The sequence below is a fragment of the Saccharothrix violaceirubra genome (assembly GCF_014203755.1).
Classification (GTDB): domain Bacteria; phylum Actinomycetota; class Actinomycetes; order Mycobacteriales; family Pseudonocardiaceae; genus Actinosynnema; species Actinosynnema violaceirubrum.
Map to the genome: position 1 here is coordinate 7,161,991 of NZ_JACHJS010000001.1, position 21,923 is coordinate 7,183,913.

The 21,923-nt window shown below is 70.3% G+C and carries 21 protein-coding genes; 6 read left to right on the forward strand and 15 right to left on the reverse strand.

What is annotated here, in order from left to right:
* Positions 1–99: 99 nt before the first annotated feature.
* The 5 genes from rplI to F4559_RS33270 all read right to left on the reverse strand — a co-directional run bounded on the left by rplI (position 100) and on the right by F4559_RS33270 (position 2,628).
* Entirely contained in the window at positions 100–555 is a 456-nt protein-coding gene (gene rplI, locus F4559_RS33250; protein ID WP_184675021.1) for a 50S ribosomal protein L9, read from the reverse strand.
* Between the two features lie 16 nt (positions 556–571).
* Positions 572–811, reverse strand: coding sequence for a 30S ribosomal protein S18 (rpsR, locus tag F4559_RS33255; RefSeq protein WP_184675022.1), 240 nt, complete (start codon positions 809–811; stop codon positions 572–574).
* A gap of 48 nt (positions 812–859) precedes the next feature.
* Entirely contained in the window at positions 860–1,360 is a 501-nt protein-coding gene (locus F4559_RS33260) for a single-stranded DNA-binding protein (protein WP_184675023.1), read from the reverse strand.
* 11 nt (positions 1,361–1,371) lie between these two features.
* Positions 1,372–1,692: a 30S ribosomal protein S6 gene (gene rpsF, locus F4559_RS33265; RefSeq protein WP_184675024.1), complete on the reverse strand. Its 321-nt coding sequence runs from the start codon at positions 1,690–1,692 to the stop codon at positions 1,372–1,374.
* Between the two features lie 114 nt (positions 1,693–1,806).
* Complete coding sequence (locus tag F4559_RS33270; protein ID WP_184675025.1) at positions 1,807–2,628, reverse strand: hypothetical protein; 822 nt, start codon at positions 2,626–2,628, stop codon at positions 1,807–1,809.
* Positions 2,629–2,739: 111 nt separating this feature from the next.
* Here F4559_RS33270 and F4559_RS33275 point away from each other — a divergent pair, with 111 nt between their 5' ends.
* Both F4559_RS33275 and F4559_RS33280 read left to right on the forward strand, forming a co-directional pair.
* Positions 2,740–3,504: a deoxyribonuclease IV gene (locus tag F4559_RS33275; protein WP_184675026.1), complete on the forward strand. Its 765-nt coding sequence runs from the start codon at positions 2,740–2,742 to the stop codon at positions 3,502–3,504.
* The gene (locus F4559_RS33280) at positions 3,501–4,919 is read left to right on the forward strand and encodes a glycosyltransferase family 87 protein (protein ID WP_246445384.1); all 1,419 of its coding nucleotides are present in this window, start codon (positions 3,501–3,503) and stop codon (positions 4,917–4,919) included. Before F4559_RS33275 ends, F4559_RS33280 begins: the two co-directional genes overlap by 4 nt.
* Positions 4,920–4,944: 25 nt before the next feature.
* On the opposite strand, the gene F4559_RS33285 is transcribed toward F4559_RS33280, so the two are convergent.
* The 3 genes from F4559_RS33285 to F4559_RS33295 form a co-directional block, all read right to left on the reverse strand.
* Positions 4,945–6,498: a glycosyltransferase family 87 protein gene (locus tag F4559_RS33285; RefSeq protein ID WP_312865948.1), complete on the reverse strand. Its 1,554-nt coding sequence runs from the start codon at positions 6,496–6,498 to the stop codon at positions 4,945–4,947.
* A 94-nt stretch (positions 6,499–6,592) separates the two neighbouring features.
* Positions 6,593–9,508, reverse strand: coding sequence for a transglycosylase domain-containing protein (locus F4559_RS33290; protein WP_312865949.1), 2,916 nt, complete (start codon positions 9,506–9,508; stop codon positions 6,593–6,595).
* Positions 9,509–9,602: 94 nt separating this feature from the next.
* Positions 9,603–10,007, reverse strand: a complete 405-nt coding sequence (locus tag F4559_RS33295; RefSeq protein WP_184675027.1) for a DUF5318 domain-containing protein — start codon at positions 10,005–10,007, stop codon at positions 9,603–9,605.
* Between the two features lie 165 nt (positions 10,008–10,172).
* On the opposite strand from F4559_RS33295, the gene F4559_RS33300 reads away from it, so the two are divergent.
* The 4 genes from F4559_RS33300 (at position 10,173) to F4559_RS33315 (ending at position 15,054) form a co-directional block, all read left to right on the forward strand.
* Positions 10,173–10,715: a PadR family transcriptional regulator gene (locus tag F4559_RS33300; RefSeq protein WP_184675028.1), complete on the forward strand. Its 543-nt coding sequence runs from the start codon at positions 10,173–10,175 to the stop codon at positions 10,713–10,715.
* Positions 10,716–10,756: 41 nt separating this feature from the next.
* Positions 10,757–11,848 (forward strand): inositol-3-phosphate synthase, encoded by a 1,092-nt coding sequence (locus tag F4559_RS33305; RefSeq protein WP_184675029.1) that lies wholly within the window; start codon positions 10,757–10,759, stop codon positions 11,846–11,848.
* A 203-nt stretch (positions 11,849–12,051) separates the two neighbouring features.
* Positions 12,052–14,151, forward strand: coding sequence for a PhoX family protein (locus F4559_RS33310; RefSeq protein ID WP_345017845.1), 2,100 nt, complete (start codon positions 12,052–12,054; stop codon positions 14,149–14,151).
* A 216-nt stretch (positions 14,152–14,367) separates the two neighbouring features.
* Positions 14,368–15,054: an SDR family oxidoreductase gene (locus tag F4559_RS33315; RefSeq protein WP_184675031.1), complete on the forward strand. Its 687-nt coding sequence runs from the start codon at positions 14,368–14,370 to the stop codon at positions 15,052–15,054.
* Here the strand turns inward: F4559_RS33315 and F4559_RS33320 are convergent.
* From F4559_RS33320 to F4559_RS33350, 7 genes are all read right to left on the reverse strand, one after another.
* Positions 15,048–15,467 carry a pyridoxamine 5'-phosphate oxidase family protein gene (locus F4559_RS33320; protein ID WP_184675032.1) on the reverse strand — a complete coding sequence of 140 codons (420 nt, stop codon included), beginning with the start codon at positions 15,465–15,467 and terminating at the stop codon, positions 15,048–15,050. The genes F4559_RS33315 and F4559_RS33320 overlap by 7 nt on opposite strands.
* Before the next feature lie 26 nt (positions 15,468–15,493).
* A complete protein-coding gene (locus F4559_RS33325; RefSeq protein WP_184675033.1) occupies positions 15,494–16,795 on the reverse strand; it encodes an amidohydrolase family protein in 1,302 nt (433 codons plus the stop codon).
* 189 nt (positions 16,796–16,984) lie between these two features.
* On the reverse strand, positions 16,985–18,148 hold the full coding sequence (locus F4559_RS33330; protein WP_184675034.1) for a sensor histidine kinase: 1,164 nt from the start codon (positions 18,146–18,148) through the stop codon (positions 16,985–16,987).
* 323 nt (positions 18,149–18,471) lie between these two features.
* Positions 18,472–19,110, reverse strand: coding sequence for a tRNA (guanosine(46)-N7)-methyltransferase TrmB (gene trmB / locus F4559_RS33335; RefSeq protein ID WP_221448732.1), 639 nt, complete (start codon positions 19,108–19,110; stop codon positions 18,472–18,474).
* 91 nt (positions 19,111–19,201) lie between these two features.
* Positions 19,202–19,783 (reverse strand): hypothetical protein, encoded by a 582-nt coding sequence (locus F4559_RS33340; RefSeq protein ID WP_184675036.1) that lies wholly within the window; start codon positions 19,781–19,783, stop codon positions 19,202–19,204.
* A gap of 331 nt (positions 19,784–20,114) precedes the next feature.
* Positions 20,115–21,017 carry an ABC transporter ATP-binding protein gene (locus tag F4559_RS33345; RefSeq protein ID WP_184675037.1) on the reverse strand — a complete coding sequence of 301 codons (903 nt, stop codon included), beginning with the start codon at positions 21,015–21,017 and terminating at the stop codon, positions 20,115–20,117.
* A gap of 125 nt (positions 21,018–21,142) precedes the next feature.
* A complete protein-coding gene (locus F4559_RS33350) occupies positions 21,143–21,922 on the reverse strand; it encodes a hypothetical protein (RefSeq protein ID WP_184675038.1) in 780 nt (259 codons plus the stop codon).
* Position 21,923 lies beyond the last annotated feature (1 nt).

Consider the following 21,923-nt stretch of genomic DNA (forward strand, 5'->3'; position numbering starts at 1 on the left):
CGCACACAAGGTGTCACAGCCCATTGTCCACAGTCGGTGACGCGAAAACGCCGCCCGACCAGAACACCTGGTCGAACGGCGTTTCCGAGGTGCGTGGACTCAGCCCGCGGCCGAGACCTCGACGGCCAGCGCCACGGTGACCTCCGGGTGCAGCCGCACCGACACCGAGTGCTTGCCGAGGGTCTTGATGTGGCCGGCCAGCTCGACGGCGCGCTTGTCCAGCGACGGGCCACCGGCCGCGCGGACGGCGGACACGACGTCGGACGAGGTGACCGAGCCGAACAGCTTCTTGGAGCCGGCGGCGGCCTTGGCCTTCAGCGTGACGGCACCGAGGCCCTCCAGCGACGCCTTGACCTCCTTGGCGTGGTCCAGGTCGCGGATGCGCCGGGTCTCCTGCGCACGCCGGATGACCTCGACCTGCTTCGCCGCACCCTTGGTGGCGAGGATCGCCAGGCCGCGGGGCAGCAGGTAGTTGCGGCCGTAGCCGTCCTTGACCTCGACGATGTCGCCGGGGCCCCCGAGGCCGCTCACGTCAGCGGTGAGGATGAGCTTCACGGTTTCTGCCCCCTTCTCAGCGAGCGGTCGAGGTGTAGGGCAGCAGAGCGACCTCGCGGGCGTTCTTCACCGCGACGGCGACGTCGCGCTGGTGCTGGCTGCAGTTGCCGGTGACGCGACGCGCGCGGATCTTGCCGCGGTCCGAGATGAACTTCCGGAGCAGCGTCGTGTCCTTGTAGTCGATCGAGTTCGCGTTGCGGTCCTTGCAGAACGCGCAGACCTTCTTCTTGGGCTTGCGCACAGGCGGCTTGGCCATGTGTGTACTCCTGGGCGTTGCGATGAAGTGTGGGAAGACCGCTGTGGTCTAGAAGGGGGGCTCGTCGGCGAACCCGCCGCCGGAACCCGCCGGGGGCGCGGAGCCCCACGGGTCGTCGGCCGGGGCACCGCCGCCACCGCCACCGCGGGGAGCGCCGCCGCCGAAGCCGCCGCTGCCGTCACCCCGCTGGACCTTGTTGACCTTCGCGGTCGCGTAGCGCAGAGACGGGCCGATCTCGTCGACTTCGAGTTCGACGACGGTCCGCTTCTCGCCTTCCTTCGTCTCGAAGGAACGCTGGCGCAGGCGCCCGGTCACGATGACGCGGGCACCGCGGGTCAGGGACTCGGCCACGTTCTCCGCGACCTGCCGCCACACGTTGCACCGCAGGAACAGCGCTTCGCCGTCCTTCCACTCGCCGCTCTGGCGGTCGAAGGTCCGGGGCGTGGAGGCGACCGTGAAGCTCGCCACCGCGGCACCGGACTGGGTGAAGCGCAGTTCGGGATCGGCGGTCAGGTTCCCGACCACCGTGATCGTCGTCTCGCCGGCCATGTCCGGGGCTCCTAAGCCTTGGTCGCCGCCGCCTTGGGCGCCTTCGGGGGCTCGCGGCGCAGGACCTTGGTCCGCAGCACCGTCTCCTGGAGGCTGAGCTGGCGGTCCAGCTCCTTGACCGCGTCGGGAGTCGAGGTCAGGTCGAGGACGGCGTAGATGCCCTCCGCCTGCTTCTTGATCTCGAAGCTCAACCGGCGCTTGCCCCAGACGTCGACCTTCTCCACGTTTCCGCCCGTGGTGCGGATGACGTTGAGGAACTGGTCGAGGGACGGCGCGATCGTGCGCTCGTCGAGACTCGGGTCGAGGATGACCATCACTTCGTAATGACGCATGAAGACCACTCACCTCCTGTGGGCTCGGCGGCCACGGACGTTCCGTGGCAGGAGGGTCGTCGCGTCAGCAACGCCGGACAGCTTAACAGCGCGCGTCCGGACGTCCGCACCGGGTCAGGTCGGGCGCCTGGCCACCCACGCCCGCACCAGCGCACCGGCCGCAGCCGAGGCTGCGAGCACGGCCAGCAGCAGGGGCAGCGTCACGCCGCCCAGCCGGAACCCGTCCGGGATCGCCCTGGCCCGCCCGGCGGTGTCGGCCGAGCTGACGAACGCCCGGTCGAACGCCCGCCCGCCGGCGGTGTGCGCGTCGGGCGCCGCGGCCGGGACGGTGTCCGCCGACGAGGTCGACGTGGTGCTCGTGGTGGCGGGCGGCACGACGGGGACGGTCGTCGTCGGGCCGTCGTCGGGCGGCGCGACCCGGGACGTCGGTGCCGGCGCGGTCGTGGGCGTGCCCGTCGGCGTGGGCAGCAGGTCGTCGATGACCTCGGGCACGGGCTCGACCAGCGAGTTCACGCCCTCGACCACGACACCGCACACCGCCGACACAGTCGACCGCACGCCGTCGGTCACCGGACCGACGACCGGCCCCACGACCGGCAGCGTGGCCACCTGGGCGGCGACCTTCGCCGCGATCTCGCCGCCGCTGATCGTGGCCGTCCCGACCGGGATCGTGCCGATCGGGATCGGCGGCAACGCGCCGAACGCGACCCGCACCGGTTCGGCCAGCGTCGGCCCGAGTACGGGCACGCGCGACACGGCGTCGACCACCGGCGTCGTCACCGCACCGGCCGCGAGCGACACCGGTGTGCCCGGTTCACCTTTCACAGTCGTCGCGCAACTGCCGAGCACCACGGGTTGCGCCGCGTGCGCCGGGGTCGTCGCCGACAGCCCGACCAGGGCCGTCACCGCCACTGTCGCGCCGAGCCGGGTGCGCATGGCCTCGGTCCTCCTCGTCGGGTTCCTACCGCCGGGTAGGTGCAGCTACCGCCATTTTTCCATCGACGGCGGTGGCCATGGCGTTGCAAGTCCCCACTACGCTGCTCACTCATGCGCATCGGGGCCCACGTCCGGGACGACGACCCGCTGGCCGCAGCCGCCGAACGCGGAGCGGAAGTGGTCCAGTTCTTCCTCACGGACCCGCAAGGGTGGAAAGCGCCCAAGGCGCACCCGCAGGCCGACGCGATCCTGGCCGGCGACGTGGACGTGTTCGTCCACGCCCCCTACCTGGTCAACGTCGCCTCGCTGAACAACAAGATCCGCATCCCCTCGCGCAAGATGGTGGTCCAGCACGCGGACGGCGCGGCCAAGCTCGGCGCCAAGGGCCTGATCGTGCACGGCGGCCACGTCACCAAGGGCGAGGACCCCGCCGACGGCATCGCGAACTGGCGCAAACTCTTCGAACGGCAGGACGGCGGCTTCGCGGTCCCGATCCTGATCGAGAACACCGCGGGCGGCGAGAACGCCATGGCCCGCACGTTCGACATGCTCGGCAGGCTCTGGGACGCGGTCGGCGAGTTCGACGCCGGGTTCTGCCTCGACACGTGCCACGCGTTCGCGTCCGGCGAGGACCTGGTCGGCATCGTCGACCGGGTCAAGGCGATCACCGGCCGCATCGACCTGGTGCACCTGAACAGCTCGCGGGACGAGTTCGGCTCCGCCCGCGACCGGCACGCCAACATCGCGTCCGGGACCATCGAGCCGCAGCAGCTCGTCGACGTCGTCTCGGCCGCCGGGTGCCCGGTCGTGGTCGAGACACCCGACGAAGGACAAGCGGAGGACATCGCCTTCCTCCGCGAGCACCTGGGTCGATGAGCGTGACACGCGAGGCGGCGCCCCCGACGCCCGCCGACACCGGACCGGCGCCCGAGCGCTTCGGCTTCGCGGCAGCCGCCGTGGTCGTGATCCTCTGCGGGCTCACGCTGTTCCTCGGCTTCCTGAACAAGGACCGCTGCACCGGCCCCGAGTTCGACCCGTGGGGCCGCAGCACGCCGAACTACGAGGAACGCAACAAGGGCGACGTCTGCTACTCGGACATCCAGCACCTGTGGATCGGCCGCGACATCGACCGGCACGTGTTCCCGTACGTCGACGGCGGCATCACCGAGCAGGGCGCGCTGGTCGGCGGCACGGTCGAGTACCCCGTGCTCACCGGTGTGCTGATCTGGTTGGGCGCGATCTTCGCCGACACCGACGCCGAGTTCCTGCTCTTCTCGTCGATCCTGATGATCCCGTTCGGCATCGGCGCCGCGTACATGCTCGGCAAGCTGAGCCGGTGGCGCGCGCTGATCTGGGCCATCGGACCGCCGATCGTGCTGTACGCGTTCCACAACTGGGACCTGCCCGTGGTGGCCAGCGCCGTCGCGGCCGTCTACGTGATGGCCCGCGGCTGGGGCCGGACGCCGCGCACGTTCCAGCAGCGCGCGGTCGTCGCCTCGGTGTTCCTGGGCATCGGGTTCGCGTTCAAGCTCTACCCGGCGGTGTTCGTGCTGCCGCTCGCGCTGATGGCGTTGACCGGCGGCGAGGACGGCCGCGAGCTGCCCGCCGACCGGAAGTACGACTGGGTGGCGGCCTCGCGGGTCGCGCTGGCCGCGATCGTCACCGCGATCCTGGTCAACCTGCCGTTCGCGCTGGTCGGCTTCGAGGGCTGGCGGGCGTCGTTCACGTTCCAGCAGTTGCGCAACGTCGACATCACCACGAACTCGATCTGGTTCTGGGGCCTGCGGCCGTTCATGTCCGACGAGGCGTTGCAGTCGATCTCGGACGTGGCGTCGCCGCTGACCATGCTGCTGTCGTTCGCGTTGGCGTGCTGGCTGGGTTGGCGCCGCTTCCAGCGCACGGGCACGTACCCGTGGGTGCAGGTGTCGGGCGCGATGCTGTGCGGGTTCCTGCTGCTGCACAAGGTGCACTCGCCGCAGTACACGCTGTGGCTCGTGCCCATGTTCGTGCTGATCAGGGTGCACTGGGGGTGGGTGGCCGCGTACTTCACCGCCGACCTCGCGATGGGCATCGGCATCTTCCGCTGGTACTACGCCATCCAGTTCGGACACCCGTCGGGCATCTACGACGGACTGTCCGCGCAGGCCGTGGTGATCGGCGTGTGGGGCCGTGCCGCCCTGCTGGCCGCGCTGTTCTTCGTGTTCATCAAGTCCGAGGTGACGTTCGACGTCGCCAAGTACCTGCCCGGAAAAGACCGGCACCGGAAGGAGAAAGCGCCCTCGCCGGTGTGACGAGAGCGCTTCCCCGGTCGGCCGATCAGGCCGCCACGGTGGCCTTCCGGCGCGGCAGCCGCAGCACGAACCGGTCCGGTGCGCCGTCGATGAAGCCGCCGCACGGGTCGTCGTCGCCGGCCTGCCGCACGAGGTCCTTGGCCGGGTCGTAGATCTCCCGGACGATGAGCACGCACAGCACGATCACGGCGATGTCGCGCGCCACGACCGCGCCGAGGAACCAGTCGATCGGCAGGCCCTTGTTGTCCACGCCCAGGTAGAAGTACATCCGGGGCGCCCACACGAACGCGTCGACGGCCATCCACGCCAGCAGCAGTCGCCAGCGCGGAATCGCCAGCACGGCCAGCGGCACGAGCCACAGCGAGTACTGCGGGCTCCACACCTTGTTGGTGAGCAGGAACGCGGCCACGACCAGGAACGAGAGCTGCGCGAACCGGGGCCGGGTCGGTGCGGTCATGGCGATGAACCCGACACCCGCGCAGCACACCAGGAACAGGGCGGCGCTGACCGTGTTGAGGACCTCGGGCGCCTGGCCGTAGGGCAGGCCCGGGTCGAAGCCCTCCCAGCCGGTCCACTGGATCACGACGTTGTACAGCGAGTCCGGGTCGACGCCGCGTTCGGTGTTGAGCCGGAAGAACTCGCGCCAGCCGTCGGGGTAGCGCAGGAAGATCGGCAGGTTCACCGCGGCCCACGTGGCGAGCGTGGCGATCAGCGTCGCCAGGCCCTCCTTGAGCCGGTTCGACCGCCAGCACAGCAGCAGCAACGGCCCGAGCAGGAACAGCGGGTACAGCTTGGCCGCGCCGCCCAGGCCCAGCAGGATGCCCGCGACCAGCGGCTTCTTGCGCGCCCACGCGAGCATCGCGGCCGTCGCGAACGCCGTGGCCAACGTGTCGAAGTTGGTGAACGCGTGCACCACGACCAGCGGTGACACCGCCACGAGCGCCGCGTCCCACGGCCTGCGCCGCGCGATCCGCAGCGCCGCCCACGTCGTCACCAGCCACGCCAGCGCGAGCCAGAACGCGGTGATGTTGAAGTAGGTGATCACGGTCATCGGCTTGGGCAGGAAGCCGGACTCGGCGATCACCGTCCAGCCCTGCGCCATACGCGCGTTGACCCACTGGAAAACGCCCGTGAGCACCGGGTACTCCATGTACCGGACGTGCTCCGTCGGCTTGCCCTGGTCGTCGACCCAGGACGTCTTGTACGGGAACATGTCCGGCTGGTCGAGGCGCTCGGCCGTGTACAGCGGCACGGTGTCCGAGTAGCACATGGCGACGAACTGCCGGCTTTCCCGCCAGTCGAGCTGGACCTGGCCGTTGCCGTCCACGTACTGCTGGATGCACGGCGACTTCTGGAACCAGGAGAGCACGAGCGTCAGGACCGACAGCAGCAGGACGACGCGCAACGGGGTCCAGAACCACTGCCGGCCCACGGTCGCGTGCCGGCCGGCCGGACCGCCGAACGGTCTGCTCCCCGACTGGGCCAGTGGTTCGGTCCACGTCGGGTACGCCCGCTCTTCGGGCGTCAGCGAATCCGTGTCGTCGGCGTTCGCCTGCTTGAGCTGCGGAGGGCTTGCCACGTGCCGGATGCTACGGGCAGCGGCGGACATCGGTGTGAAGTGGCGCACGGGGAAGGCCCCGGCACCTTTCGGTGTCCGGGGCCTTCGGGTCGCGCTACTCGTCTTCTCTTCGACCGTTGCCGATCGGATCGGTCGGCTCGAGTGTCGGTTTGGTCGGCTGGGTCGTACCGGTCGGGCACAGCGGCGGCATGCACGGACGCGTCGGCTTGGTGCCGGTCGGCCGGTCGGTGGTCTCCTCCGGCTCCGACGTGGTCGTCGGGGTTTGCGAGGTGCGTTCCGGCGTCGTCGTCTTCGGCGCCGTGGTCGACGGGACGACCGGTGCCGCGCTGAGCTTGCCGATCGGGTTCGGCTTGGCGAACGGCTCGCTGGGCTTGTCGGCCAGTGCCTGGTCGATGAAGTCGCGCCAGATCTGACCGGGCAGGCCCGAACCGTAGACGTCCTCGCCCTTGGCGTTCTTGATCGCGTCCTTGCCCGACTCGCTGCCCATGTAGACGCCGACGGAGAGGCTCGGCGTGTAGCCGACCATCCAGGCGCGGGTGTTCTCGCTGGAGCCTTCCTTTTCGTGCGTACCGGTCTTGCCGGCGCACGCCCGCTTGGCCGAGCAGGTGGTGTTCTTGCTCCTGCCCGGGATGTCCTTGAGGACGTCGGTGACGTTGTCCGCGATGTCCTCGCTCTTCTTCTGGTCGGCGTCGAACGCCGGCTTGGACTTGTCCACGTGGGTGTAGACCGTGTCGCCCGCGGCGTCGGTGATCTTCGAGATGAAGAACGGCTCGCGGTACACGCCCCGGGACGCGAACGACGCGTACGCCGCGGTCATGTCGAACGGGCGGACCCGCGTCGTGCCACCGCCGATCGAGATGTTGGCGTCGGTGACGCCGCCGTCCTTCTCGTCGGCCGCCAGCAGCTTGTGGGGCCCGTCGGCCAGTTCGACCTCCTTCGGGATGCCCGCGCCGAAGGCGGAGTCCGCGACGGCCTGCGGGCCGTACTTCGTGGCCACCATGTCGAAGAAGACAGTGTTGACGGACCTCACCATCGCCTCGCGCACACTGCAATGCTTGGGTACCTCGCAGGCGACATTGGGCGAGTTGAACACCGCGTTGCGGCCGGTTCGACCGGGGAACTCGCGTGGCGAGCTGCCGTCGTACACCTCCCCGGCGCCTTCGCCCTGCTTGAGCGCTGCCACGAAGTCGAACGGCTTGAACGACGAGCCTGGTTCTTGGAGCGTGCCGGTCTGGTAGTCGATGTTCAGGTCGGTGCCGGCCCAGTAAACCCGGACCGCGCCGGTCGTCGGATCTATCGCGGACATCGAGTACCGCAGGTTCTCCGGTTGGCCCTTCATCACGTTCTTGATGACGGCGTCGGCCTTGTCCTGCATCACCGGGTCGATCGTGGTGTGGATCGTGATGCCGGAGCGCAGCGCCTCGCTCTCGGTGAAGCCGCCCTTCGCCTCCAGCTCGGCCATGACCATCGTGCGGATGAACAGGTCCGTGCCGTCGAGGCCGTGCTGCTGGAGTTCCTCCAGCGGCTTGGGCGCGGGGTAGGTCTGGGAGTCGAAGTACGCCTGGTCGATCCACTTGAACTTCAGCATCTGCCGCATCGTGTACTCCCAGCGGTCCTTGGAGTACTGCGTGTTCTCGGACTTGCTGGGGTTCTGGATCATGCCCGCGAGCAGCGCCGCCTCGGACGGCGTCAGCTCCTTCAGGTCGTTCTTGCCGAAGTACATGTACGCGGCGGTCTTGATGCCGTACGCCGAGCGGCCGAAGTAGATGGTGTTCAGGTAGGCGGTGAGGATCTCCTCCTTGCCCTGCTGCTTCGACATCTTGTACGCCTTGACGATCTCCGTGAACTTGCGGCTCAGCGTGGGCGCGTCGTTCTCGGTCGCCTTCTTGACGTACTGCTGGGTCAGACCCGAGCCACCGCTGTCGCGGCCGGTGACCTGGTACCAGCCGGCGCGCGCGAGCGCGGTGAAGTCGAAGCCGGGGTTGGTCTCGAAGGTCGGGTCCTCGGCCGCGTAGATCGCCTGCTTGACGTGTTCGGGCAGGTCCTCGTACTTGATCATGGTGCGGTTCGCGCCGTTGGGCGCGATCTTCGTCATGACATCGCCGTTGGCGTAGAGGATGGTGACGGCCTTGTTCTGGTTGGCCGCGACCTCCTCGGGCACCGGGACGGTCACGACCTGGTACGCGATCGCGAACGCGACCACCGGCCCCAGGATCATCAGGCCGAGCAGGACGTACGAGGTACGCCGGACCCGGCGCCAGATCTTCTTCCGGCGCTGCTTGCGCTGCTCCTCGTCGGTCAACTCGTCGTCGTCCTCGTACTCCTCGTCGTCGTCCACCGGGTCCACGAGCAGCTCGTCCTCGCGGTGGGTGAGGAGTTCGGGCTCGCGCCGGGACGACTGGTGCGCGGACGGCAGCAGTTCGGTCGGCTCCTCGCCGGGCCGCCGGTCGGGGCCGGGGCCGCCGGGGCGCCGCGGGCCGCCGGGACCGCGACCGCCGGGCGGGACGGGACCGCCCGGACCCATGGGCCGGCGGACGCCGCCGGGCGGCGCCGGCCGCTGGGGCGGGGTGTCCATGCGCTGGGTGCCCTGGCCGCCGTTGGGGCCGGGACCGCTGTGGGGGCCGGGACCGCCGGGAACCGGGCCGGGGCCGTTCGGACCCGGACCACCGGGACCGTTGGGACCGGGTCGGGGACCGTTCGGACCGCCCTGACCCGCGGGGCCGGGACGTCCGCCGGTGCGCGGACCGGGGCCGCCCTGGTCGCCGGGACCGGGGCCTCGTGAACCGTTCGGACCGGGCGCGGCCGGTCGGCGCTGCCCGCCGGGGCCGCCGTCCTGACCGGGCGCGGGACCGCCGCGTGGTCGGTCGAAGCCGCCGGGCGGGGTGCCCTGACGTGGACCGGGGCCGCCGCGGGGCCGGTCGTCGGGACGCTGGGCGCCCCCGTCCGGGTCCTCGCCGGTCGGCCACTGCGGCTCGCCGCCACGTTGCCTGTCGTCGTACTGGTCGTTCACGAAAGGGCCTCCAGGACCGGCGTGCTCGTGCACGCGGTTCGGTGGTCGTACGTCGCCTCCACTGGCAGCGGAAACGCCCATGGGCCGCGCGCGCTCACTCCGCCGCGGTCCTCCTGCGCGGCTTCTGCGAATCCACTCCGCGCTTTCCCAGGACGTACGACTGCACCAGGTGGTTCCAACTACATGTGCGGCAGACCTCGACCACGTACACGGTGAACTCCTCGAAGAGGTTCGCCATGCGGGCCAGTTCATCGGCCGTGCGCGCGGACCCGGCGGCGTGCTTCAGCTCGTCGCCGTAGACCCAGGACACGTGGGTGAGCGGTTCACGGCGGCAGACCGGGCAGGTCACGTCGCTCGGTTCCCCGTGGAACTTCGCGGCACGCACCAGGTACGGGCTCGCGTCGCACACCTCCATGGTCCCGACCCGGCCCGCGTAGACCTCCGCCAGCAGCGCACGGCGCTGTAGCGCGTAGTCAACGACTTGGCGTTGGGTCGACACGCGACCAGAGTACGTGGCGGTCCGACACCGGCGATGGGCCGTTCAGATCAGCACGGCCCCGACGCGTCCCATGCTGTGCGACATCACACAACGGCAGGTACGAGCGGATGTATCGCACCGATATACTGGCCGGACCCATCGGCGCACACTGCGGGGAGGTACCTCGTGCTCGAGTTCGCGATCCTCGGGCTGTTGCACGAGGCGCCCATGCACGGCTACGAGCTGCGCAAGCGCTTGCATGAGCTGCTGGGCGCGTTCCGCGCGTTCTCATATGGAAGCCTGTACCCCACGTTGCGCCGATTGCAACGTGACGGACTCATCGTCGAGGAAGTCCCCGACGACAACCGGTCGTGGGGCCGCCGCGCGCGCAAGGTCTACAAGCTCACCGCCGAGGGCAAGGAGCGGTTCGCCGACCTCCTGGCCAACGCGGGCCCGCAGACGTGGGACGACGACTCGTTCGGCGTCCACCTGGCGTTCTTCTCCCGCACGCCCGCCGAGATCCGGATGCGGATCCTGGAAGGGCGTAGGCGGCGGGTGGAAGAACGGCGCGAGGGCCTGCGTTCCTCGTTATCAGCCACCAGTGAACGGATCGACCGGTACACCCGTGAACTGCACCGGATGGGTCTGGACAGCACGGAGCGCGAGGTGCGGTGGCTCAACGAGCTGATCGCGCACGAGCAGGCCGAGCAGCGCGAGCGGGACGAATAGCCCCTATGGGCACTGACGGAGAACAAGAAGGAGGACTCGGCATGGGCGACAACCGCCGCACTGTTCGGGTGGCCATTGTCGGGGTCGGCAACTGCGCGGCGTCGCTGGTGCAAGGTGTCCACTACTACCGCGACGCCGACCCGGCCACCCCGGTGCCCGGTCTCATGCACGTCGAGTTCGGCGAGTACCACGTGCGCGACATCGAGTTCGTCGCCGCCTTCGACGTGGACGCGAAGAAGGTCGGCACCGACCTGTCCGACGCGATCGGCGCGAGCGAGAACAACACGATCAAGATCGCGGACGTGCCGTCGCTGGGCGTGACCGTGCAGCGCGGCCACACGTTCGACGGGCTCGGCCGCTTCTACCGCGAGACGATCGAGGAGTCGCACGAGCAGCCGGTCGACGTGGTCGCCGCCCTGCGTGACGCCGAGGCCGACGTGCTGGTGTCCTATCTGCCGGTCGGCTCCGAGGAGGCGGACCGGTTCTACGCGCAGGCCGCGATCGACGCGGGCGTGGCGTTCGTCAACGCGCTGCCCGTGTTCATCGCCTCCGACCCGGTGTGGGCCGAGAAGTTCCGCGCGGCCGGCGTGCCGATCGTCGGCGACGACATCAAGTCCCAGGTCGGCGCGACCATCACGCACCGCGTGCTGGCCAAGCTGTTCGAGGACCGGGGCGTCCGGCTCGACCGTACGATGCAGCTCAACGTCGGCGGCAACATGGACTTCCTCAACATGAAGGAACTGGAGCGCCTGGAGTCCAAGAAGGTCTCCAAGACCCAGGCCGTGACGTCGCAGGTCGACCGCGACCTCGGCGCCCGCAACGTCCACATCGGACCGTCGGACTACGTGGCGTGGCTCGACGACCGCAAGTGGGCGTACGTGCGGCTGGAGGGCCGGGCGTTCGGCGACGTGCCGCTGAACCTGGAGTACAAGCTGGAGGTCTGGGACTCCCCGAACTCCGCGGGCATCATCATCGACGCGGTCCGGGCCGCGAAGATCGCCCTCGACCGGGGCATCGGCGGTCCGATCCTGTCGGCGTCGTCGTACTTCATGAAGTCCCCGCCGGTGCAGTACTCGGACTCCGAGGCGCACGAGGCCGTTGAGGCGTTCATCCGCGGCGACGTCGAGCGCTGACCTCGCCGGATCCGAAACCCCCTCGTTCCACGACGAGGGGGTTTCGGCTTTTCCGGTGACGTTTCGGCGACGGTCGGCATACGTGCGGTGACCAGGCGGTTCCGGGTGAGGAGTTTCCCCGCCGTTCACTTCGAATAGGCGTGGAGTAGGGATGGCGCACCTACGGTCGCCGAGTTCCCACCATGCGACTTGCGGAGGTCCGCGTGTCCTCATCCACCGAGCCGGGCCGGCGCCTGCTGCCCCTGCTGCCCAACCACCCCCTGGGTCGGTCGGCGATCACGTGCAAGTACCGCTGCGGCGACGCCTGCGCGCACGAGGCCCCGAACACGTCCGGCAACGCCTACTTCGGCGACGTCGTCGGCGAGGTCGTCCGGCGGCGCGGCCTGCTCAAGGCCGGTGCGGTGCTCGCCGTCGCGGGTGCCGGCGTCGGGCTCGTCGGCGCGGGGACGGCCGCCGCCGCGCCGTCGGCGCAGGCCCCGGTGCAGGACGCGGACGTCGAGATCGCCGGCGGTCGTCGTCGCGACGGCCTCAACTTCAAGGCCGTCGCGCCCAACACCGAGGACCGGGTCGTCGTGGCCGACGGCTACGAGCACTCCGTCGTGATCCGGTGGGGCGACCCGGTCATCCCGGGCGCGCCCGCGTTCGACTTCGAGCAGCAGACGGCCGCCGCGCAGGCGCAGCAGTTCGGCTTCAACAACGACTTCTGCGGTCTCGTGCCGCTGCCGGGCCGCGCCAACCGGTGGCTCATGGTCAGCAACCACGAGTACACGACCGAAGAGTTCATGTTCCGCGACTGGGACGCCGCCAACCCCAAGCGCGAGCACGTCGAGATCGCCTGGGCCGCGCACGGCCTGTCCGTCGTCGTGGTGGAACGCGACCGGCGCAGCGGCAAGCTCCTGCCCCGGCTCGACCGGCACTACAACCGCCGCATCACGCTGACCACGCCGTTCAAGGTCACCGGCCCGGCCGCCGGGTCGAAGTACCTCAAGACCAGCGTCGACCCGACCGGCACCAAGGTGCTCGGCACGCAGAACAACTGCGCGGGCGGCGTCACGCCGTGGGGCACGATCCTGTCCGGCGAGGAGAACTTCAACCAGTACTTCGCCAACGGCAACACGGTCACCGACCCGGCCACCAAGGAGCGGCTGACCCGCTACGGCCTGGCGTCGGGCACGTCCACCCGCAAGTGGGAGCGCTTCGACAAGCGCTTCGACGTGGCGCAGGAGCCCAACGAGGTCAACCGGTTCGGCTGGATCGTCGAGATCGACCCGCTCGACCCGACCTCGACGCCGGTCAAGCACACGGCGCTGGGCCGCTTCAAGCACGAGGGCGCGAACGTGATCATCGCCCGCGACGGCCGCGTGGTCGCGTACATGGGCGACGACGAGCGCTTCGATTACATGTACAAGTTCGTCTCGGACGAGAAGTACAAGCCGGGCAACAGCCGTTTCGCCCGTGAGCACAACAAGAAGCTGCTCGACAAGGGCACGCTCTACGTCGCCAAGTTCACCGGCGACAGCCCGGCCGCCGAGATCGACGGCACCGGCAAGCTCCCGGCCGACGGCGAGTTCGACGGCACCGGCGAGTGGATCCCGCTGGCGCGCAACGACAAGTCGTTCGTGCCCGGCTTCACCGCCGAGGAGGTCTACGTCTTCACGCGCCTGGCCGCCGACAAGGTCGGCCCGACGAAGATGGACCGCCCCGAGGACGTCGAGCCCAACCCGCGCAACCGCCGCGTGTACGCCGCGCTCACCAACAACACCGACCGCGGCAAGGCCGGCAAGGAGGGCGCGACCGAGATCAACCCCCGGCTGGGCAACAAGCACGGCCACGTGCTCGAGCTGGAGGAGCGCCGCGGCGACAACACGGCCACGACGTTCACGTGGAAGCTGCTGCTGGTCTGCGGCGACCCGACCTCGGCCGACACGTACTTCGGCGGCTACGACAAGACCCAGGTCTCGCCGATCTCGTGCCCGGACAACGTGGCGTTCGACTCGCACGGCAACCTGTGGATCTCCACGGACGGCAACGCCCTGAAGTCCAACGACGGCCTGTTCGCCGTCCCGGTCGAGGGCAGGTACCGCGGCCACGTGAAGCAGTTCCTGACCGTGCCCAAGGGGGCCGAGACCTGCGGCCCGTGGATCGAGGACGACTTCGTGCTCGTGTCGGTGCAGCACCCGGGCGAGATCGACGGCGCCTCGGCGAACAACCCGCTGTCGCACTGGCCCGACGGCGGCACCTCCCAGCCCCGTCCCGCCGTGGTCGTGAGCTGGCGCAAGGACCGCGGCCGAGTCTGCGGCTGAGCACTTCCCGGCCGTGCCCGAAACACGGCCACGCGAGGTCCCCGGGCCGGGCGAAGACCGCCCGGCCCGGAGGCCGTCCCATCCCCACGAACACCCGACTCCGCCGCGGCGCAGAACGCGCGCCCTTCCTCCTCGGCGGCCTGCCCGGCGGCGAGCGCCGCTTTTGATCTCTTGACCCGACAGGGAATTCCGGACGCCCGTTAAGGTCCCCCCCCCATGACCCGCCCCGTCGCCCTGATCACCGGCGCTTCCCGCGGCATCGGCGCGGCCGTGGCCCGCGCCCTGGCCCCGACGCACGACCTGCTCCTCGGTGGCCGCGACCTCACCGCGTTGACCACCCTCGCGAACGAACTGCCCGGCGCCCGCCCGTGGCCGGTCGAACTGACCGACACCGAAGCGCTCGAAGCCGCGGTGTTCATGGTCGACCGCCTGGACGTGCTGGTGCACAGCGCCGGCATCGCCGAACTGGGCCCACTCGCCTCCGCGTCCGCCGAGACCTGGCGCCGAACGCTGGAGATCAACGTCGTGGCGGTCGCCGACCTGACCCGCCTGGTACTCCCGAAACTCCGCGAGTCCGCCGGCGACGTAGTGCTGATCAACTCCGGCGCCGGCCTCCAGGCCAACCCCGGCTGGGGCGTGTACGCGGCGAGCAAGTTCGCGCTGAGGGCGTTCGGAGACGCGTTGCGTGCCGAAGAGCCCAAGATCCGCGTGACGTCCGTCCACCCCGGCCGCACCGCCACCGACATGCAACGCGACGTGCGGGCCCAGGAAGGCGCCGAGTACGAGCCGGAGAACTACATCGACCCGGCCTCCGTCGCGGACGCCGTGAAGACCGCCGTCCTGGCCGGACCGGACGCCCACGTGACGCAGGTGGTCGTCCGGTCACGACCACGCGCTCAGTAACGCCTGAACTCCTCGACGGCCAGACCCGGCCGCCACAACCGGATGAGCAGGTGCTTGCCGTCCTCGCCGAGGGCCGTGTGCACGACCTCGGCGAGGTCGAAGCGGAACAGGTGACTGTCCCCTTCGGCGAGCAGTTCGACGGCGACGCCGGAGATCTTGGCGTCGCCGCCTTCTGCGGGCGTGGAGTGCAGCGCGAAACGACCGTCCCGCGCCAAGTCCTGCGCTTTGCGCGCCCCGAGCATGGACCCGAACGTCAGGTCCGCGCCCTGGAACGCCACCTCGACACCGCTGACCCGGGGCGAACCGTCCCGGCGCAGCGTGGCCAGGACGTGGCCGCGCGACGCCAGGAAGATCCGCCTGACCTCGGTCGCCAACCCGCCGGCCTCGTCCTCGAAGCGCTGCCAAGTAGCCATCGGGTCAGCATGCCGCGCGGGGTCGGTCAGCGAAGGCGCTTCGCCACTTCCCGCACGCCCGCCTGCGCCTCGTGCCGGTCGACGCGCGTGGTCTCGCCCGCCTCGACGACCTGCTCGCCCGCGACCCAGACGTCCTTGACCCGGCGCGTTCCGGTCGCCCAGAGGAGGTTGGCCAGGAGCTGGTCGTCGGAGGCGTCCAGGCCGGTGGCGAACGCCGGGTCGTCCACGTCGACGTGCACGATGTCCGCCCAGCGGCCGGGTTCCAGGGCGCCGAGGTCGTCACGGCCCAACGCGGCGGCGCCGCCCCGCGTGGCCAGCAGCAGGGCGTCGGCGGCACGCATGGCCGTCGCGTCGAGCGTCGTGACGCGGGACAGCAGCGCGGCGAGCCGGGCCTCCTCGAACAGGTCGAGGTCGTCGTTGGACGCCGGACCGTCCGTGCCCAGGCCGACGGCGACGCCCGCGTCCAGGTAGCTGCGCAGCGGCGCGATGCCGGACGCGAGCTTGGTGTTCGAGCCGGGGCAGTGCGCGATGCCGACGCCGTGCTTCGCGTAGATCCGCACGTCCTCGGGCGTGAGGTGGACCGAGTGCGCGGACAGCACGCGTCCGCCCAGCACTCCGGCCGCCTCCAGCAGCCTGGGCACCGAGCCGTGCGATTCGCGCTGGGCCAGGTCCTCCTCGGGCGACTCGGCGACGTGGATCTGGAGCAGGGCGCCCCGGTCCCGGGCCTCGTCGGCGACCTCGCCCAGCGCTTCGGGCGTGAGGATGTACGCGGAGTGCGGGCCGTAGCTCAGCTCGATGCGCTCGTGCGGTCCGAACCGCAGGCCGTCGGCGTCGATCCAGCGGGTGATCTCGTCGGTCATCGGCCGCCAGGGCAGGCCGGGCAGGTCCATGATCGCCGCGCCGAACAGGACGCGGGAACCGGCCGCGAGCACGGCGTCGACGAGCTGTTCGCCGTGGAAGTACATCTCGGCGCTGGTGGTCACGCCGTTGCGCAGCATCTCGACGGCGCCGAGGAGCTGGCCGGTCCGGATGTCCGCGGGCTTGAGCTTGGCCTCGGCCGGCCACATGGCCTCGCGCAGCCAGCGCAGCAGCGGCAGGTCGCCGCCGAGTCCGCGCATCAGCACCATCGGGCTGTGCGCGTGGGTGTTGACCAGGCCGGGCAGGAGGATGCCGGTGACCTCGCGGACCTCGCCTGCGAACTCCGGCGCGTCCGCCCTGGGCCCGACGTGGGCGATCCGCCCGTCGACGACGTCGACGACCGCGTCGCGCAGGACCGAGCACTCGGGATCGCAGGGCAGGACAAGGGGGGCGTGGAGGCGCAGCAGCATGATCCCGATACTGCCCGGCTTCCCCCGGCCTCGCGAGTCTTTACTCGCCCGAGTGCGTGTTCCGGTGGCGCCTGAACGCACAACTCGCGGTGTCTGAGTGCACAACTCGCGGTGTCCCAACGCATAACTCGCGCGTTCACGGGCGCGACGTCACTCGACCGTGGGTGCCTGAGTGGAGGACTCGCGCGATCAGGTGGTGAGGGGGAGGGCGGCGCGGACCTCCCAGCCGCCGGCGGGACGGGGTCCGGCGTGGAACGTGCCGCCCAGCAACGCCACGCGTTCGCGCATGCCGACCAGGCCGTAGCCGCCGGACCCGCCGACGGGCGCGGAGCGTTGCGCACGCCCGTCGTCCAGCACGACCACGTGCACGACGTCGTCCACCAAGGTGACCGAAACCTCCACAGTGGACACAGACTCGGCGTGCTTGCGCGTGTTGGTCAAGGACTCCTGGACCAGCCGCAGCACCGAGCGCCCCAACGAGGGCGACACCACCGCGGGCAGGTCCACGTGCAACCGCGCCGGTTGCCCGGACGACGACACCACCTCCCGCACGTCGGCGGCCAGGTCGCTGGTCGCGGCCGGCGCGTCCGCCTCGGTGCCGCGCAACGTCCCCACGAGCCGGCGCATCGCGGTCAACGCCTCGTTCCCGCTGCTGACGATCACCGGCAGCACCCGTGGCGCGGCGTCGGGCACCGCCTGCGCCGCCTGGGCGTGGACCACGATCCCGGTCACGTAGTGCGCCACGACGTCGTGCAACTCGCGGGCCAATGCCATCCGCTCCGCGTTCTGCGCCGCCGCCACCTCCGCGCGCACGGCCGTCGCCCGTTCCCGGTCGCGGGCGCGGAAGTACAGGCCGGTGCCGACGGCGATCAGGAGCATGAGCCCGCTGGCGGTGAGTTCCTGCCACAACGCGGGCCCGTCGTACTCGTACCGCTCGTAGTAGCGCGCCCAGTAGTCGGGGCGCAGCCACGTCGTCGCCACGACCGCGGCCACCACCGCCGCCGTGCCGAGCACCGCGCGCACCGGCCGGGCCGACCGCACCAAGATCGCGATCACGGCCATCGCCGCACCGCCCTCGGTCACCACGATCCGGCCGATCAACGGCGGCGAGGCGACGTCGTCGACGACCCGCAGCAGCAACGAGGACGCCACCAGCGCCGACGCGACGGCCAGCGCCGCGTCGAACGGCCGCCGGGGCGCGATCACGGCGATCGCGCACGCGACCAGCGACCCGGGCAACTGCCACCAGCTCGCCTCGCTGACGGTCTCGCCGCCGAGGAAGAAGAGCAGGGCGAGGACGAGCGGCCACTGCCGGCGGGCCAGGGTGCGCCAGTCGAGGTCGGTGCTCTCCACGACAGGTCACGGTAGGTCCTCGGGGATGACGCGTCGTCCGACCGGGGTACCGAGTTCGGGTCAACCCGAGGGAGGACCCGAACGCCGTGCGATACACCCCGCCGGCCGATGTCCGACGACCCGACGCGGAGCGACTCTGGAGTCACGTCGGAGAACGGAAGGAGAACGCCATGGTGACGCAGGTGGTGACGTGGGCCGGAGCGGTGCTCGGCCTGCTCGTCCTGGTGCTGATGGCGCTGTCGGGCGTGTTCGTGGACTCGCAGCGCTAGTGGTCCCCGCGGTCGCCGTCGGGGAAGCGGCGGACCGCTCCTCCCGGGTCGGGGTCAGCCCTCGACCCGGGTGAACATCAGGTCGTGGCTCACGCGGTCCTCCTCGACCGCGCGCTGCTCGAATTTCGTCACGGGCCGCCAGTCGGGTCGCGGTGCCCAGCCGTCGTGCAGGTTGCGCAGCAGCGGTTCGGCCGAGCACACGGCGAGCATCTGGTCGGCGTAGTGCTCCCAGTCGGTGGCCAGGTGCAGCGTGCCGCCGACCCGCAGCCGGCCGGCGAGCAGCCGCACGAACCCGGGCTGCACGAGCCGGCGCTTGTGGTGCTTCTTCTTGGGCCACGGGTCGGGGAAGAAGATCCGCACCCCGTCGAGCGTGCCGGGTTCGACGTGCTCGGTGAGCAGGTCGACGGCGTCACCGCGCAGGACGCGCAGGTTCGTCGCCTCCAGCGCCTCGGCGCGCATGAGGAGCTGCGCCAGGCCGGGCTTGTAGACCTCGACGGCCACGTAGTTGAGTTCCGGCGCGGCGGCGACGAGCCGCGACGTGGTCTCGCCCATGCCGGAGCCGATCTCCAGCAGCACGGGCGCCTCGCGCCCGAACCACGCCGCGAAGTCGACGGGACCGTCCGGGAGCGCCTTGACCTCACGGCCCAGGCGCTCCCAGTGACGGTCCCAGGCCCGCTCCTGGCCCACCGTCATGCGTTCGCCGCGTTGCACGTAGCTGACGACGGAACGGTGGAAGGGCGGGGTCTGCCGGCTGGACGTCACGGGCGTACAGCCTAAATGGTGGTTAAGCGATGTTCTCCACGTCCTCGATCCGCTCGCGCAGGAGGTCCGGGGTGAACTCGATCGGCTGACGTGTGCCGCTGCCCCGGTGCGTGGGCAGCAGGTCGACCCACCCGGTGTGCCGGTCGGTGAACTGCACGGTCGTGGGCTCGGCCGGGCCGTACACGCCGCTCTCGGACGGCACGAACTCCCAGTAGCCGACCTCGCCGTCGTCGGCCCACGGCACGAACACCCAGCCGGGTCGTTCGGCCAACAGGGTGGTGACCTCGTCTTCGACCGCGAACGCGGCCGAGCGCGAGGCGATCCGGCCCCGGTCGAGCGCGCGCAGCCACCACGGTGCGGGCGCGTGCGCGCCGATCGCGCGGAACATCGCGAGTACCTGGGACTCGTCCGCGCGGTGAATCCACGCGCGTCGTCCGGTCGCCGGCGATTCGACGATTCCGGGGACGCCCGCGGGCTCGATGGCGTTGGACCACTCCAATGCCAGGGTGGGTTCGACGCGCAGGACGCGGTCACGTTGCCGCGGCAGCTTCTTCGACCCGGTGGTCTGTTGTCCTGCGTTCACGTCAGGATCAAGCACCGTCACGGGTTCACCTCCGGTGGGTTCCTTGACGGGGTACCCGAATTCGTGTGCGACCACGCGCCGCCTCACGATTCGGTACTTTCCATCTGACCGGGTTCAGAAGCCCTTGTCATGCTCCTGTGCGTGAGTTCACGGGTTCGTTACCCGGCTCTTACTCCCTTTGCCCGGAAGTCTCGTCCGGAAACACCAAAGCCGTGAAATTCTCATGTGAGGTCGATCACGGACCGTGCCCGGACTGATCGACAATGGTTTCGTCGGTCACCGACATACCGCCGCGCGACGGCATCCCACGACCATCCCTGTCCTTCTCGTGGGGAATTCCCACCGGGTCGAGTCATTCTCCGGCGTGGTACTCCACGGATTCCCGCGTGAGTCGCATGAACGCTTCTTCGAGCGATCCGCGCTGGGGGCTCAACTCGTGCAGGGTGATTCCATTCGACGCGGCAAGTTCGCCGATCCGGCCGGCCTGGAGACCGTGCACGACGACCGCGCCGTCCAGCTCGACGACCCGTGCGGACTCGCCCGTGAGCAGGGGCAACAGCCGGTCGACGTGCGGCGAACGCACACGGACGGTGTCCTCGGTCGCGTCTCGAATGACCTGCTCGGTGCTCGTCTGGGCGATCAGCCGGCCCTTGCCGATCACGACGAGTTCGTGCGCGGTCTGCGCCATCTCGGACAGCAGGTGCGAGGACACGAACACGGTCCGGCCCTCGTCGGCCAGCCGGTGCAGCAGCCGCCGGATCCAGAGGATGCCCTCGGGGTCCAGGCCGTTGACCGGCTCGTCGAACAGCAGGATCTTCGGGTCGCCGAGCAGGGCGCCGGCGATGCCGAGCCGTTGCTGCATGCCCAGCGAGTAGCCGCCCGCGCGGCGCTTGGCCGGCCCGGTCAGGCCGACGAGGTCGAGCACCTCGTCCACGCGCCGCGCCGGCAGCCCGTTCGACCGCGCGAGCCAGCGCAGGTGCGCGTGCCCCGACCGGTTCGGGTGCACCCACTTCGCGTCGAGCAGGGCACCGATCTCGACCAGCGGCCGGTGCAGGTCCCGGTAGTCCCGGCCGTCGATCAGCACGCGGCCGGCGGTGGGCCGGTCCAGGCCGAGGATCATCCGCATGGTCGTCGACTTGCCCGCGCCGTTGGGTCCCAGGAACCCGGTGACCCGGCCGGGCGCGACGGTGAACGACAGGTCGTCCACCGCGACGGTCTTCCCGTAGCGCTTGGTGAGTCCGGTCGCCTCGATCACGGCTCTCCCTCCACGGAACACCGGAAACGGCAAAGGAGCCCGGGCCACCCCCGTGGTGTCCCAGGCTCCTCCCTCCCCCCGCGTCCCGCCAGGGCGGCCCCGATTCCGCCGGGCGGGTGCGTCTTCTAGGCGTCGCGCCGCTTCGCCACCACGAGCGAGATCACGTAGATCACGACCGCGATGCCGGCGAAGTAGGCGAACGACCCCCACGGGCTCAGCTCACCGATGGCCGGCGGCCCGGCGGCCTCCATCTGCCCCTCGGCGCCCGGCAGACCCATGGGGTCGGTGTCGCCGAAGATGAACTTGGTCGCCACGGTGAACGGCATCCACTCGCGGATGTCGTCGCCGATGTTCGGGATCAGCGACACCAGGCCCTCGATGACCAGGGCGAACACCAGGATGATCGACACCGCGCCGGCGGTCTGGCGCACCAGCGTGCCCACGCCCAGCGCCAGGACCGCGCCCGCCGCGTACAGCAGGCCGACGCCCGCGATGTGCCGCCAGTCGTTGGCCGACTCGATGGCGAGCTGCGAGTGGTCGGAGGTGAGCAGCCACGACATGCTCCACGACCCGAACGCGGCGATCTCGCCGACCAGCCCGGCGAGTACGGCCACCACGACGGCCTTGGCCAGCAGTGCCGACGTCCGGTCGGGCACGGCCTGGAACAGCGACTTGATCGTCCCGAAGCGGTACTCGGTGGTCACCGCGAGCGTGGCCATCACCATGGTCACGTACAGCCCGAGCGTGTGCACGAACACCGCGCCCACGACGGGCATCGGCGAGTTGTTCCAGTTCGCCGCGATGATCGACGTGATGCCGATCGTCGCGCCGAACGCGAGCAGCATGCACCACCACGGCGAGCGGGTGGAGAAGAGCTTGATCCGTTCGACGGCCAGCAGGGCCATG

Excerpts from the sequence above, each read along its gene's own strand:
- trmB (WP_221448732.1), bottom strand. The coding sequence starts at position 19,110 with ATGACGGTGGGCCAGGAGCGGGCCTGGGACCGTCACTGGGAGCGCCTG.
- F4559_RS33305 (WP_184675029.1), top strand. The coding sequence starts at position 10,757 with ATGGGCGACAACCGCCGCACTGTTCGGGTGGCCATTGTCGGGGTCGGC.
- rpsF (WP_184675024.1), bottom strand. The coding sequence starts at position 1,692 with ATGCGTCATTACGAAGTGATGGTCATCCTCGACCCGAGTCTCGACGAG.
- F4559_RS33315 (WP_184675031.1), top strand. The coding sequence starts at position 14,368 with ATGACCCGCCCCGTCGCCCTGATCACCGGCGCTTCCCGCGGCATCGGC.
- F4559_RS33275 (WP_184675026.1), top strand. The coding sequence starts at position 2,740 with ATGCGCATCGGGGCCCACGTCCGGGACGACGACCCGCTGGCCGCAGCC.
- F4559_RS33280 (WP_246445384.1), top strand. The coding sequence starts at position 3,501 with ATGAGCGTGACACGCGAGGCGGCGCCCCCGACGCCCGCCGACACCGGA.
- rpsR (WP_184675022.1), bottom strand. The coding sequence starts at position 811 with ATGGCCAAGCCGCCTGTGCGCAAGCCCAAGAAGAAGGTCTGCGCGTTC.
- F4559_RS33350 (WP_184675038.1), bottom strand. The coding sequence starts at position 21,922 with ATGGCCCTGCTGGCCGTCGAACGGATCAAGCTCTTCTCCACCCGCTCG.
- F4559_RS33270 (WP_184675025.1), bottom strand. The coding sequence starts at position 2,628 with ATGCGCACCCGGCTCGGCGCGACAGTGGCGGTGACGGCCCTGGTCGGG.
- F4559_RS33325 (WP_184675033.1), bottom strand. The coding sequence starts at position 16,795 with ATGCTGCTGCGCCTCCACGCCCCCCTTGTCCTGCCCTGCGATCCCGAG.
- F4559_RS33260 (WP_184675023.1), bottom strand. The coding sequence starts at position 1,360 with ATGGCCGGCGAGACGACGATCACGGTGGTCGGGAACCTGACCGCCGAT.
- F4559_RS33320 (WP_184675032.1), bottom strand. The coding sequence starts at position 15,467 with ATGGCTACTTGGCAGCGCTTCGAGGACGAGGCCGGCGGGTTGGCGACC.